Source organism: Clostridium paridis, assembly GCF_016765615.1.
Lineage (GTDB): Bacteria > Bacillota > Clostridia > Clostridiales > Clostridiaceae > Clostridium_T > Clostridium_T paridis.
This window is the reverse complement of sequence record NZ_JAESWA010000017.1, coordinates 232,709-245,677: the sequence shown is the minus strand read 5'-3', so window position 1 is coordinate 245,677 and position 12,969 is coordinate 232,709. Positions and strand designations below refer to the sequence as shown.

At 29.2% G+C, this 12,969-nt stretch carries 15 protein-coding genes; all 15 read left to right on the top strand.

Going from position 1 to position 12,969, the window contains the following annotated elements; translation table 11 throughout:
• Position 1: 1 nt before the first annotated feature.
• The 15 genes from spoIIIAF to spoIVB all read left to right on the top strand — a co-directional run bounded on the left by spoIIIAF (position 2) and on the right by spoIVB (position 12,941).
• Positions 2-574 carry a stage III sporulation protein AF gene (gene spoIIIAF / locus JK634_RS04330; RefSeq protein WP_202766393.1) on the top strand — a complete coding sequence of 191 codons (573 nt, stop codon included), beginning with the start codon at positions 2-4 and terminating at the stop codon, positions 572-574.
• A 10-nt stretch (positions 575-584) separates the two neighbouring features.
• Positions 585-1,181 (top strand): stage III sporulation protein AG, encoded by a 597-nt coding sequence (spoIIIAG, locus tag JK634_RS04325; RefSeq protein WP_202766392.1) that lies wholly within the window; start codon positions 585-587, stop codon positions 1,179-1,181.
• A 41-nt stretch (positions 1,182-1,222) separates the two neighbouring features.
• Complete coding sequence (locus tag JK634_RS04320; protein ID WP_202766391.1) at positions 1,223-1,732, top strand: SpoIIIAH-like family protein; 510 nt, start codon at positions 1,223-1,225, stop codon at positions 1,730-1,732.
• Positions 1,733-1,805: 73 nt separating this feature from the next.
• Positions 1,806-2,186 carry an Asp23/Gls24 family envelope stress response protein gene (locus tag JK634_RS04315; RefSeq protein ID WP_202766390.1) on the top strand — a complete coding sequence of 127 codons (381 nt, stop codon included), beginning with the start codon at positions 1,806-1,808 and terminating at the stop codon, positions 2,184-2,186.
• 110 nt (positions 2,187-2,296) lie between these two features.
• Positions 2,297-2,701 (top strand): transcription antitermination factor NusB, encoded by a 405-nt coding sequence (gene nusB / locus JK634_RS04310; protein WP_202766389.1) that lies wholly within the window; start codon positions 2,297-2,299, stop codon positions 2,699-2,701.
• 20 nt (positions 2,702-2,721) lie between these two features.
• Positions 2,722-3,558, top strand: coding sequence for a bifunctional methylenetetrahydrofolate dehydrogenase/methenyltetrahydrofolate cyclohydrolase (locus JK634_RS04305; RefSeq protein ID WP_202766388.1), 837 nt, complete (start codon positions 2,722-2,724; stop codon positions 3,556-3,558).
• 1 nt (position 3,559) lies between these two features.
• Complete coding sequence (gene xseA, locus JK634_RS04300) at positions 3,560-4,765, top strand: exodeoxyribonuclease VII large subunit (protein ID WP_202766387.1); 1,206 nt, start codon at positions 3,560-3,562, stop codon at positions 4,763-4,765.
• A 13-nt stretch (positions 4,766-4,778) separates the two neighbouring features.
• A complete protein-coding gene (gene xseB, locus JK634_RS04295) occupies positions 4,779-4,991 on the top strand; it encodes an exodeoxyribonuclease VII small subunit (RefSeq protein WP_202766386.1) in 213 nt (70 codons plus the stop codon).
• Positions 4,992-4,993: 2 nt separating this feature from the next.
• Entirely contained in the window at positions 4,994-5,863 is an 870-nt protein-coding gene (locus JK634_RS04290; protein ID WP_202766385.1) for a polyprenyl synthetase family protein, read from the top strand.
• A gap of 16 nt (positions 5,864-5,879) precedes the next feature.
• On the top strand, positions 5,880-7,739 hold the full coding sequence (gene dxs, locus JK634_RS04285) for a 1-deoxy-D-xylulose-5-phosphate synthase (RefSeq protein ID WP_202766384.1): 1,860 nt from the start codon (positions 5,880-5,882) through the stop codon (positions 7,737-7,739).
• Between the two features lie 10 nt (positions 7,740-7,749).
• A complete protein-coding gene (locus tag JK634_RS04280) occupies positions 7,750-8,559 on the top strand; it encodes a TlyA family RNA methyltransferase (protein WP_202766383.1) in 810 nt (269 codons plus the stop codon).
• A 17-nt stretch (positions 8,560-8,576) separates the two neighbouring features.
• Complete coding sequence (locus tag JK634_RS04275) at positions 8,577-9,440, top strand: NAD(+)/NADH kinase (protein WP_202766382.1); 864 nt, start codon at positions 8,577-8,579, stop codon at positions 9,438-9,440.
• Positions 9,430-9,882 carry an arginine repressor gene (locus JK634_RS04270; protein ID WP_202766607.1) on the top strand — a complete coding sequence of 151 codons (453 nt, stop codon included), beginning with the start codon at positions 9,430-9,432 and terminating at the stop codon, positions 9,880-9,882. The genes JK634_RS04275 and JK634_RS04270 overlap by 11 nt, the downstream gene beginning before the upstream one ends.
• An 18-nt stretch (positions 9,883-9,900) precedes the next feature.
• Positions 9,901-11,601, top strand: coding sequence for a DNA repair protein RecN (gene recN, locus JK634_RS04265; protein WP_202766381.1), 1,701 nt, complete (start codon positions 9,901-9,903; stop codon positions 11,599-11,601).
• A gap of 167 nt (positions 11,602-11,768) precedes the next feature.
• Positions 11,769-12,941 (top strand): SpoIVB peptidase, encoded by a 1,173-nt coding sequence (gene spoIVB, locus JK634_RS04260; RefSeq protein WP_202766380.1) that lies wholly within the window; start codon positions 11,769-11,771, stop codon positions 12,939-12,941.
• Positions 12,942-12,969 lie beyond the last annotated feature (28 nt).

Below are 12,969 nucleotides of genomic sequence, written 5' to 3'. Positions count from 1 at the left end.
AATGGAGTTAATAAAAGAGTGGGTTATTGACATAGCATTTACCTTGGTTTTTATGACAGCTATAGAGATGCTTATAGTAAATAATTCTTTTAAAAAGTACGTAAAGTTCGTTTTAGGACTAGTTTTAATCGTTGTTTTATTGAAACCAATATTACAGCTATTTGGAAATAGTGATGCTAGTTTTGTAAATGAAATAATTAATAATCAAGTAAAGCTTGAAAGTAGTAGTAATCTAGATAATTCAAATATTAAGAATTCTAATAAAGAAACTAAAGAAAAGATAATAACAAATCTTCAAAATAATGCAAATTCAATTTTAAAGAAAAAATATAAAGATATTGATTTTGAAAGTGAATTTCAAGGAGATATAGATTTAGAAAAGTATAATATAGAGATTAAAAATGTGAATATTTATATAAGTTCGAAGAAGATAAAACCAATAAGTAAAATTAAGATCGGTGAAGATGAGGATAAAGAAGAAGCTAACATTAAAGAAAAGGATGGAATAAAAGACGCTATTAGTGAAGAATTTGGAGTAAATAAAGATAAGATAAAAGTATTTTATAAAAGTTAAGGAGGATGTTATGAATAAGGATGATTTCAAGAAAAAAATATTATCCATGATAAAAGATCAAAGGATGATGAATGTAATAGCAGTTGTAATAATAGCTTTATTTGCACTTATTGTATTAAGTTTTTTTAATAAAGGGAGTTCCTCAAAACTAACATTAGCTAATAATACAAGTAATCAAGAGAAAAGTACAGTTAAAAATCAAGATGATAAACAGATTTCAACTTATGAGGATGCGCAAAGAGAATCATTAAGAAATATATTACAAAATATAAAAGGCGTTGGTGATGTTCAGGTAATGATGTATTTTGAAGGGAGTGAGTCAAAAGTTCCAGCCGTGGATACTACGGATCAAACTAGTGTAACAGAAGAAAAGGATAAAGATTCAGGGGAAAGGGTAACAAATCAGAAAAATAGCAATAGTAAAGTTGTAATGGCCAATAATGGCAATGATCCACTTATACTAAAGACTGAAAAACCGAAAGTAACTGGAATAGTGATAGTTGCACAAGGTGCAGATAGTTCAAAGGTAAAATATGATATCACAAAAGCATGTGCTGGGCTTTATGATATATCAATGGATAAGATAAATGTATATCCAATGAAATAGCAGCATATAATTTTATAGAAAATAGATGGGAGGAGAGAAAAATGACAAAAAAACAATTTGGGATTATTTTTACACTTTTAGCTTTAATCGTATGTGTGGGAGTTTTAGCTGCTAAAGTGAACGGATCACTTCCAGACTCACCGACTGCTTTAAATCCAACAATCAATACTAATAATGAGGACAAGAATAAGGATGCTACAAAAGCTAATGATTATTTTTATGATCAAAGAAATCAAAAGGAACAAATTGATTCAACTACTATTGATTCACTTAACAAAGTTATAGACAACCCTAATACTCCTAAAGAAGAAAAAGATGAGGCATCTAAACAGTTAAGTACACTCGTAATGAGTAAAAACTATGCATCTAAAATTGAATTGGCTGTAAAGGGCAAGGGATATGATGATGCATTATGCTCAATTGATGGAAATAAAGCAAAGGTTACAGTTAAAAGTAAGGATGAATTATCACAAAAACAAGCAAATGAAATTTTAGAAGCAGTTATAAATATTTCTAATATTAAAGATGTTTCAATAGAAGTTAAGCAATAACATTGTATTGACATTCTTATTTTGGTATAATTATCATAAGATAAAGGCTAAAAGCTAACAGGAGGTTATTATCATGGAAGAAATGGTAAGAGACGAAAGTTTAGGTATAATAAGAATATCTGACGAGGTAGTGAGTGTGATTGCTGGAATAGCAGCTTCCGAAATAAATGGAGTATACGAATATACATCTAACGTTGCTTCAATTCCTATATTTCAAATAGGTAAAAAAAATGTTGGTAAGGGTGTAAAGGTTACAGTAAATGAAGATGAAGCAGTAATTGATATGATTTTAGCTGTTTCATATGGTGTAAAAATACCAGAGATTATTTCTCAAGTTCAAGAAAATGTTAAGAAGACGGTAGAGGTTATGACTGGACTTAAGGTATCTAGTGTAAACATAAGCGTTCACAATATAGTTGTGCCTAAGGAAGAAAAGGAACAAAAAGAAAAATAATTAATTTTTGCCCTCTGGTTTTCAGAGGGCATTTCTATGTGATAGAATATATTAATGGTGATTAAACAATTTGAAAAGGACAATAATAAAGATATATGTTGGAGGTACTTATGAATAGAAAGAAATCAAGAAAAGTAGCAATGGAGCTTTGTTACAGTATGGAAATATCCAAAGAAAGTCCAGAAGAAATATTTGAAAACTTTATAGATAATTATAATGAGGATAAAACTGTTCTTGAAACAAACTACATATTAGATACATTAAATCTAATTAATACCCATAAGGAACAAATTGATAAGAAGATTGAACCTTATTTAAGGGGATGGAAATTAGATAGAATATCAAAGGTGAATCTGTCTATTTTAAGAATAGCAGTTGCAGAAATATTATTTATTGAAGATATACCAAATAAAGTTTCAATAAATGAAGCTCTAGAACTTACAAAGGAATACTCTGATGAAAAATCTGTTTCTTTTGTGAATGGAGTATTAGACAGTATTAATAAAGAAATTTAATGTTTATGGGGGGGAACACTATGGGAAAAATACTAGATGGAAGAATAATAGCAGCTGGAATTAAAGAAGAGATCTCAAGCTTTATTAAAGATAGAAAAGAGAAAAATCTTCAAATTCCTAAGATAGCATCTATATTAGTAGGAAATGATGGTGGGTCTATATACTATCAAAATGCTCAAGAAAAAGTAGCGTTAAGTCTTGGGGTTAATTTTGATAAAATTTTACTAGAAGAAAACATTACAGAAGATTTTCTCATAGCAAGAATTAATGAATTGAATTTGGATACTGAAGTTCAAGGTATAATACTTCAATTACCACTTCCAAAGCATATTAATGAAAAAAGAGTAACATCAGTTATAGATCCAGATAAGGATATTGATTGTTTAACAAATGAATCAATGGGAAGATTTTATAAAGGAGAAAAATGTTTTCTTCCTTGTACCCCAAACAGTGTTATTACTCTTTTAAGATCTTTAAATATGAATCTTAGAGGTAAGAATGCAGTAGTTATAGGTAGAAGTGATATAGTAGGAAAGCCAGTATTTCAACTTCTATTAAGTGAAGACATGACAGTAACTGTATGCCACTCAAAAACAGAAAACTTAAAGGAAATAGCTAAAACAGCTGACGTACTTGTAGTAGCTATTGGTAGACCAAACTTCGTTGATAAAGATTTTGTTAAAAAAGGAGCTATAGTTATCGATGTAGGGACTTCTTCATTTAATGGTAAGATAACAGGAGATGTAAAATTCGATGATGTAATTGAAATAGCAGAATATGTTACTCCAGTACCTGGAGGAGTTGGCGCATTAACAACCACTCTACTTATTAAAAATGCATGCGAGGCATTGGAATAGTATGAATATTAAAACCTTAAGTGTTACTGATATTAACAATTATATAAAAAGAATTTTTGATAATGACTTTATACTTAATAATTTATCTGTGAAGGGTGAAATTTCTAACTTAAAATATCACTCTTCAGGTCATATCTATTTTTCATTAAAAGACGAGTTTTCTAAAATAAACTGTGTAATGTTTAAGAGTGATGCGTCTAAGAATGATTTCAGGATGAAAGAAGGTCAAAACATTATAGTAAAGGCTAGGCTTTCATCATATGTTAAGGAAGGGAATTATCAACTTTATGTTAGAGAAGCCCAAGATGCAGGAATCGGTGATCTTTATGCACAATTTGAAAATCTTAAAAATAAACTTAAAGATGAAGGTTTATTTGATGAGAAACATAAAAAGAATATTCCAAGCTATGTTAAAACTTTAGGGGTAATAACCTCTGAAACTGGAGCAGCTATTAAGGATATTATTAATGTGGTTCATAGAAGAAACAATTCTATTGATATATTTTTGTATCCGTCTTTAGTTCAAGGAGAAGCCGCACCTAAATCCTTAATAGAAGGATTGAAATATTTTAATGAAAGAGCAAAAGAAAAGATTGATGTAATAATCATTGGTAGAGGCGGCGGTTCTATTGAAGAATTATGGGCTTTTAACAACGAAGAGCTTGCTAAAGAAATCTATAAATCAAAGATACCAGTTGTTTCAGCTGTAGGTCACGAAGTAGATTTTACTATTTGTGATTTTGTTTCAGATGTAAGAGCTGCAACTCCTTCTGCTGCAGCAGAAATAATAAGTACAGATAAAGAAGAGTTGTTAGGGAAAATAGCATATATAGAAAATAAATTAAATTCATCCATGGAAAATAAAATTTATAATTCTCGAATAAGAATAGAACATTTAGAGAAGGTTCTAAAATTAAATTCCCCTAAAAATTATTTAATAAATAAATATAAAGAAGTTGAAACCTTAAAGGGATTGCTTGATAGAAGTATAAGTTTAAAAATAAATTCAGAAAAACAAAATTTGATGAAATTAAAGAATGTATTAGAAGCAAAGAGTCCTATAAATGTTTTAAACAGAGGATACGTAATTTTAGAAAGCGATAAAGGTGAAATTATAAAATCTAAAGAAGATTTTTCTTCTGGAGAATATAAAATTAATTTTAAGGATGGTTATAAGAGGGCAGAAATAAATATAATTAAAGAATAGAGTAGGTGATTTAATGGCAAAAAAATCAGAAAATTATGAGGATATGATTAAAAGACTAGAATTAATCATTGAAGAACTCGAAGGCAATCAAGTAGATATTTCAACATCTATGAAAATTTATGAAGAAGGTGTAAAATTAGTTAATAAACTTTATTTAACATTGGATTCTATGGAAGGAAAGTTAAAAGTTATAAATGAAGGTCTTGAGGAAAAAATAAAGGAGTAGCTATGAGTATTGATACAATTAGAGATTACTTTAATGAAGAATTAAAGAATTATTTTAAAGAAAGAAATGGATTAAATAAAATTATTTATGACTCTCAAAATTACAGTTTAAATATTGGTGGAAAGAGAATAAGGCCAATTCTTTGTCTCCTTACTTATAATATGTATAAGGATAATTATGAAAGGGCGTTACCTTTAGCATTAGCACTAGAAATGATTCATACGTACTCATTAATTCATGATGACTTGCCAGCTATGGATAATGATGATTTGAGAAGAGGTAAACCAACAAATCATATAGTTTATGGTGAAGCAATTGCTATTTTAGCAGGAGATGCCTTACTAAATGAAGCTTGCAATATATTAATTGATTATTCTATAAAAAATGGTGGTTATACATTGGAAGCATCTAAAATTATTTTGAATTCATCAGGCTCAGAGGGAATGATTGGTGGTCAAGTAGTTGACATAATTAATGAAGGAAAAGTTATTTCAGAAGACGAGCTATTATATATGCATAAAAAAAAGACTGGAGAACTTATAAAAGCATCAATATTATCTGGAGCAGTAGTGGCTGGAGCTAGTGAGGATGATATTGATAAATTAAGATTATATGGTGAAAAACTAGGTTTAGCATTTCAAGTTAAAGATGATATTTTAGACGTTGTAGGAAATACAGAAAAACTAGGTAAGAAAATTAAAAGTGATGAGAATAATAATAAAACAAACTTTATTACAACATATGGGTTAGAAAGATGTAATGAAATTTGTGAAAATTTAACTAATGAATGTGTTGATATTTTAGAATCATTAACAGTGAATACAACAAGCTTAAAAGAATTAACTTTTATGCTTTTAAATAGAGAAAATTAATCTAAAGGATGATAATATGTTTAATTTATTAGATAACATTAGAGAACCAAAGGACATAAATAATATGTCGCTAAAAAGTTTAGAAGAATTATCAGTGGAGATCAGAAAATTTTTGATTAATAGCGTATCTAAGACTGGTGGGCATTTGGCATCAAATCTAGGTGTCGTAGAATTAACATTAAGTTTATTTAAAAATTTTGATTTTACTAAAGATAAAATTGTTTGGGATGTAGGGCATCAATCTTATGTATATAAAATTTTAACTGGAAGAAAGGATAGATTTAATACATTAAGAAAATACGGAGGAATAAGCGGTTTCCCAAAAGCATGGGAAAGTGAATATGATTTTTTTGATACAGGGCATTCTTCAACATCAATTTCTGCAGCCCTTGGTATGGCGAGAGCAAGAGATATAAAAGGAGAAACAAATAAGGTTATCGCAGTTATTGGAGATGGAGCATTAACTGGAGGGATGGCCTTAGAGGCTTTAAATGATGCTGGCTATAGAAAGACAGATATAATTGTAATAATTAATGATAATGGTATGAGTATATCCAAAAATGTAGGTGGATTAGCTTCATACCTTAATAAGTTCAGATCCGAGCCAGGATATAATAAATTAAAAAGTGACATTAATTATACATTAAGAAATTCTGAGTTTGGAAGTACAATTGCTGACTCAATAGGAAAAATCAAAGATAGCTTAAAACAGTTAGTTGTCCCTTCTATGCTGTTTGAAGATATGGGATGGAAATACCTGGGCCCTATAAATGGACATGATATTAAAGAACTTAACTTTATACTTTCAAAAGCTAAAGAATTAAAAAGACCAGTTATAATACATACTATTACTCAAAAGGGAAAAGGTTATGAATTAGCAGAAGGAAATCCAAATAAGTTTCATGCAATTGGACCATTTAATTTAGGGAATGGAGAAGTTACTATAAAGAAAGAGGTTACTTATTCAAAGGCTTTTAGTGATGCGATGGTTGACATAGGAGAAAAAAGAAATGATTTGGTGGCAATTACAGCAGCTATGCCTGATGGAACGGGATTAAAAGAATTTTCTAAAAAATATCCAAATAGATTTTTTGATGTTGGTATAGCAGAGCAACATGCAGTTACCCTAGCAGGAGGAATAGCCAAGGAAGGATTAAGACCAGTATTTGCTGTATACTCAACATTTTTACAAAGGGCTTATGATCAGGTCTTGCATGATGTTTGTATTCAAAGATTGCCAGTAGTTTTTGCAATTGATAGATCAGGCTTGGTAGGTGAAGATGGAGAAACGCATCAGGGTATATTTGACATTTCATATCTTTCACATATTCCGAACTTAAATATAATAACTCCAAAATGTACCTCAGAAATTTATCCAATGCTTGAATTTGCATTAAGTCAAAATGAGCCGATTGCAATAAGATATCCTAGAGGAGCTGATGGAAAGACTGATTTTATACCTTTAGAGAGCTTTTCACTTGGAAAATGGGAAACACTTAATGAAGGGAAAGATTTTGCAATTATTGCAGCAGGTAAAATGGTTGATTTCGCGATGCAGGCAAAGGATATTTTGGTTAAGCAAGGATATAATCCTACTGTAATAAATGCTACATTTATAAAACCAATTGATACTAAATTAATTGATGCATTAATAGAAAAGAATACAATGATTTTTACCATGGAAGATAATGTTATACGAGGCGGATTCGGAGAAACAATACTTTCATATATAAGTAAGATCAATTCTTCGATAAAGGTTACTACTTTCGGATTTAATGATGATTTTGTACCTCATGGAGATGTTGACATATTATATAAGAAATATAGGTTAGATCCTCAAAGTATAAGTGAACAAATAATATATAATATTAAATAAGGAGTATATAATGGCTGATACTAAAGAAAGATTAGATGTTCTGTTGGTTCAAAAAGGATTTTTTGAATCAAGAGAAAAAGCTCAAGCTCAAATAATGGCTGGAAAAATCTTCATTGATGGCAGAAGAGTTGATAAGTGTGGAGAGAAAATAAAAGTTACAGCAGAAATAGAGTTTAAGGGCCAAGAAATGCCTTATGTTAGTAGAGGTGGCTATAAGCTTGAAAAAGCGATAAAGGAATTCTCTATGAATTTAAAAGAGAAAACTTGCTTAGATATTGGAGCATCAACTGGAGGTTTTACTGATTGTATGCTGCAAAATGGAGCAAAAAAGGTATTTTCCATAGATGTAGGCTATGGTCAGTTTGCATGGAAGCTTAGAACGGATCCAAGGGTCGTTTGTATGGAGAGAACTAATATCAGATATGTAACTCCAGAGGATTTAGGAGAAGCAGCAGATTTTGCATCAATTGATGTATCTTTTATTTCACTTAAAAAGATTATGCCTGCAGTTGTTTCATTACTTAGTGATAATGGAGAGGTAATTGCATTAATAAAACCTCAATTTGAAGCAGGAAAAGAGAAGGTTGGTAAAAAGGGTGTTGTAAGAGAAAAAAGTACTCATGAAGAAGTCATAACATCAATTGCTAATTATTTATACGATGAAAACTTAAATATATTAGATTTAAGTTTTTCTCCTATAAAAGGTCCAGAAGGTAACATGGAATTTTTAATATATTTTACTAAAAATTCAGAAGTTCAAAGTAATTTTAATCTAGAGAAAATCAAAGAAATAGTAGATAGAGCACATAATGAACTTTAAAATAGATTGGAGATTTTATGAAAAAAATAGGGGTAATCATTAATCCTTCAAAAGACAAAGACGGAAAGATATTGGATGAAGTTGTTACAAAATTAAATAAAGCATATGAAAATTCACAGGTGCAAGTGGCTTATAATTCAGAAAATCTTTTAGACAAATTAGATGAGGATTTAGATTTGCTTGTCGTATTAGGTGGAGATGGAACTTTGATAGGGGCGTCTAGAAGGCTAAACGGATATATTAAGTGTCCAGTTATAGGAATAAATATAGGAAACTTAGGATTTTTAACATCTGCAGATATTACTGACTTAGATAATATAATTGATAAGCTTAAAAAAGAGGATTATTTTATTCAAGATAGAATTATGTTACAAGGAAGTCTTTTAAAAGATGGAGAAGAATTTACTCGAATAGCGCTAAATGATTTAGTAATTGCTAGAGGAACCCTATCAAGAATGGGAAAGTTTACGATTTTTGTTGATGGAGTTGAATTTACATCTTTTAAAGGAGATGGAATAATTGTTGCATCTCCAACTGGATCTTCAGCATACTCATTTTCTGCAGGCGGTCCACTAATTTTTCCTACTTTAGATATAATACTTTTAACCCCTATATGCCCACATACAAAGAATATGCACCCAATTATCTTGAAAAGCAGTTCGGAAATAACTATTTTAAGTGAAAGCTATGATGAGGAGATATATCTTTCGATAGATGGGCAGAAAGCTATAAAGCTAGACAAAGAGCAAAAAGTTAAGATAAAAAAATCCGATAGTAATTGTAAGGTACTTTTATTTAATGACTATGATTATTTTAAATTACTTAAGACTAAACTTTTAAATACAAATAATTATTGTGAAGGTGATAATGATGAAATCTAATAGACATCAGAAAATACTTGAGATTATTAAAGAGATAGATATAGAAACTCAAGAAGAACTAGCAGAAGCATTGAAAGATGCTGGGTTTGATGTAACACAAGCTACAGTATCTAGAGACATTAAACTTTTAAAATTAATTAAGGTGCAAAGTTCATCAGGAAGATATAAATACGTTATGCCTACCAATGATAAAAATTCTATAGTTGATAAGCTTACATCCATATTAAAAAATTCTGTTTTACATGTAGAAAATGTAGATAAGATTGTAGTAGTGAAAACCATATCTGGTTCTGCAAATGCTGCAGCAGAAGCATTAGATACATTAGATTATAAAGATATTGCTGGAACAATTGCAGGAGATAATACGATTTTCATACTTGTTAGAACAATTGAAAATGCGGAAGAGATTGTAAGTAGTTTAAGAAAGTTAATTAATGAGTAAATTGTAAGGTGGTGTAGGATGCTATTACAATTAAGTATTAAAAATTTTGCATTAATTGAAGAAATGACAGTGGATTTTTCATACGGATTTAATATAATTTCAGGTGAAACAGGTGCTGGAAAATCGATTTTGATTGATGCGATAAACTTTGTATTAGGTGGAAAATTTAATAAGGATATTATCCGTACTGGAGAAGAAAAGGCTTATGTTGAAGCAATTTTTTCAGTAGAAAATGAAAAAGTAAATGAAATTTTACATGAAAATGGTGTAGATATAAACGAAGTAATAATAATTTCTAGAGAGTCATTTATAAATGGAAGAAGTATTACTAAAGTTAATGGCAAGAGTATAATTATTTCGAATTTGAAAAAAATATCTGAGAGGATTATTGATATACATGGACAACATGAGAATCAAAACTTATTAGATAAAAGTAAACATATTACTTACTTAGATAGCTTTGGTGATGATAGCTTATATAAACTTATAGAAGATTATAGAGAACTAAGAAGTAAGAGCTTAAATATTGAAAATGAAATACGAAAATTAGTTGGTGTTGAAGATAAAGACAAACTAATTGATTATTTAAAATATCAAATAAGTGATATTGAAGAGGGAAAATTAAAAGAAAATGAAGAAGAGGAGCTTAAAGAAAAGTTAAGTGTATTATCTAATGCAGAAAAGATACGTTTAGCACTAAATAGCTCATATTCTCTTTTGAAAGATCAAATGGATGGTAAATCAATATTAGATAATATAAGTCATGTTGTACAAGAATTGACAAGTGTAGAAAAGCATATTTATAAAATAAAAGAAATAAATGAAAGCATAAATGAGGCATTTTATTTATTAGAAGAAAACTCTAGAGAAATAGGTGCTCTTCTAGATGATGTTGTTTATGATGAAGATGAGTTATCTTATATAAATGAAAGACTTTACAAAATAGCTGGGTATAAAAAGAAATATGGCCCTTCAATTGAAGAGATTTTAGCTTATTATAAGAAAATTAAAAAACAATATGATGATATGATAAATATTGAAGAAAAGGTAAAATTATTAGAACATGAAAACAATAAAATAATTGAAGAATTACATAAAATAACGGATAAAATTAGGACAAAGAGAATAACATTTGCAAAATACTTAGAAGAAAAAATATCTAGGGAATTGAAGTTTTTGGGCCTTGAAAAATGTAGCTTTAAAATAGATGTAGAAGAAGATAAAAACTTTAACTATAAAGGAAAAGATATAGTTACGTTTTTAATTTCTACAAATATCGGAGAGCCTTTGAAGTCTTTAGATAGGATAGTATCCGGAGGAGAATTATCGAGAATAATGCTAGCTTTGAAAGCTGTATTTGTTGAAAAGGATAATATTGAAACAATAATATTTGATGAAATAGATACTGGAATAAGTGGAAGAATAGCACAGGCTGTTGGTGAAAAAATATATGAAATTTCGAATAGGCATCAGGTTTTATGTATCACTCATTTACCACAGATTGCATGTTTATCTGATAGTCATTACTATATAACTAAAGAAGAAAAAATGGGCAAAACTTATTCAAATATCAAAATATTAAGCAAAGATGAAAAAATTAATGAAATAGCTAAGATGATTGGCGGGGCTGAAATTACTAAGGTTACCATCGAACATTCAAAAGAAATAATAAAAATGGCTGATGCTTTAAAAGATAAAATGGAAATAAAAAATGAATAAAATTAGTAAAAATAGCCAAAATAAAACTGATAACATTGTTATCAGTTTTATTTTTTAGAAAATTTAAGGCATAACTATAATATTTTTGACTTTATAACAAAGTTATCACAGCATATTGTAATCTATACAAGGGTAATTTAAAGATAGAGGCGAAAGGAGGAGAAAAAATGAAAAATCAAAAAAAATCATTGAAAAATTTAGTTTTCGCTCCCCTAATACTTCTATTAATGGTTAATTTAAATATAGGAAGTGGGATAAATAAGAGTTTATTTAGTTCAACTACTGATAATTCTCAAATGGCATTCTTACCAACTGATGCCGGACTAAATAATAAGCTAACAAGTTCACTAGATAGCTTAACAGTTAATAAAGTAAGCTTAAAAGATTCTGATAAAATTCAAGTTTATCCTGGAGGCGTCCCTGTAGGAATAAAGCTCTCCTCAAAAGGTGTATTGGTAGTAGGTTATTCAGATATACAGATTGATGAAAACAAAGTAGTATCACCGGCTAAAGAAGAGGGAATAGAAATAGGTGATGTAATATTAAGAATAAACAATGAAGAGGTGGAAGACTCACAAGATCTAATAAGAAAAGTAAGTAATAGTAGGGATGATAAGTTAGATTTTGAGATAAGTAAGTCAGGAAAAAAGATAAATAAAGAAATAACTAGAGTTAAGTCCTCGGTAGACAATAAGTATAAAATTGGTTTATGGGTTAGAGATTCAACAGCTGGTGTAGGTACGTTAACATTTTATGATAAGAAAACCAATAAATACGGAGCACTTGGCCATGCGATTATTGATGGAGATACTAATTCAATTATAGAAATAAAAAGTGGTAGTCTACTTAAATCATCAATAATAAACTTAAGGAAAAGCGAAAAGGGTTCCCCAGGTGAATTGAGAGGAATTTTTGTTGAAGAAAACGAACCACTAGGCACAATAAATCAAAATACATACTGTGGAATATTTGGAGAATTAAAAGAAAACAATCAGTATATAAACAATAAACCTATGAAAATAGCATTAAGAAATGAAATAAAAGAAGGTAAAGCACAAATTCTTACTACAATTGATGAAAATGGTCCTCAATTGTACGACATTGAAATAAGTAAACTACTTGTTCAAGATAAACCTGGTCCAAAAAGTATGATAATTAAGGTAACAGATCCAAAATTACTAGCGAAGACAGGTGGTATAGTTCAAGGAATGAGTGGTTCACCAATAATTCAAAATGGAAAGTTAATAGGAGCTGTAACACATGTTTTAATTAACAATCCTGAGGTTGGTTATGGTATATATATAGAATGGATGCTTCAAGATTCAGACATATTAAAATAATATAAAAGGTTCATATGTAAATATAAAA

Excerpts from the sequence above, each read along its gene's own strand:
- spoIIIAF (WP_202766393.1), top strand. The coding sequence starts at position 2 with ATGGAGTTAATAAAAGAGTGGGTTATTGACATAGCATTTACCTTGGTT.
- spoIIIAG (WP_202766392.1), top strand. The coding sequence starts at position 585 with ATGAATAAGGATGATTTCAAGAAAAAAATATTATCCATGATAAAAGAT.
- JK634_RS04320 (WP_202766391.1), top strand. The coding sequence starts at position 1,223 with ATGACAAAAAAACAATTTGGGATTATTTTTACACTTTTAGCTTTAATC.
- JK634_RS04315 (WP_202766390.1), top strand. The coding sequence starts at position 1,806 with ATGGAAGAAATGGTAAGAGACGAAAGTTTAGGTATAATAAGAATATCT.
- nusB (WP_202766389.1), top strand. The coding sequence starts at position 2,297 with ATGAATAGAAAGAAATCAAGAAAAGTAGCAATGGAGCTTTGTTACAGT.
- JK634_RS04305 (WP_202766388.1), top strand. The coding sequence starts at position 2,722 with ATGGGAAAAATACTAGATGGAAGAATAATAGCAGCTGGAATTAAAGAA.
- xseA (WP_202766387.1), top strand. The coding sequence starts at position 3,560 with ATGAATATTAAAACCTTAAGTGTTACTGATATTAACAATTATATAAAA.
- xseB (WP_202766386.1), top strand. The coding sequence starts at position 4,779 with ATGGCAAAAAAATCAGAAAATTATGAGGATATGATTAAAAGACTAGAA.
- JK634_RS04290 (WP_202766385.1), top strand. The coding sequence starts at position 4,994 with ATGAGTATTGATACAATTAGAGATTACTTTAATGAAGAATTAAAGAAT.
- dxs (WP_202766384.1), top strand. The coding sequence starts at position 5,880 with ATGTTTAATTTATTAGATAACATTAGAGAACCAAAGGACATAAATAAT.
- JK634_RS04280 (WP_202766383.1), top strand. The coding sequence starts at position 7,750 with ATGGCTGATACTAAAGAAAGATTAGATGTTCTGTTGGTTCAAAAAGGA.
- JK634_RS04275 (WP_202766382.1), top strand. The coding sequence starts at position 8,577 with ATGAAAAAAATAGGGGTAATCATTAATCCTTCAAAAGACAAAGACGGA.
- JK634_RS04270 (WP_202766607.1), top strand. The coding sequence starts at position 9,430 with ATGAAATCTAATAGACATCAGAAAATACTTGAGATTATTAAAGAGATA.
- recN (WP_202766381.1), top strand. The coding sequence starts at position 9,901 with ATGCTATTACAATTAAGTATTAAAAATTTTGCATTAATTGAAGAAATG.
- spoIVB (WP_202766380.1), top strand. The coding sequence starts at position 11,769 with ATGAAAAATCAAAAAAAATCATTGAAAAATTTAGTTTTCGCTCCCCTA.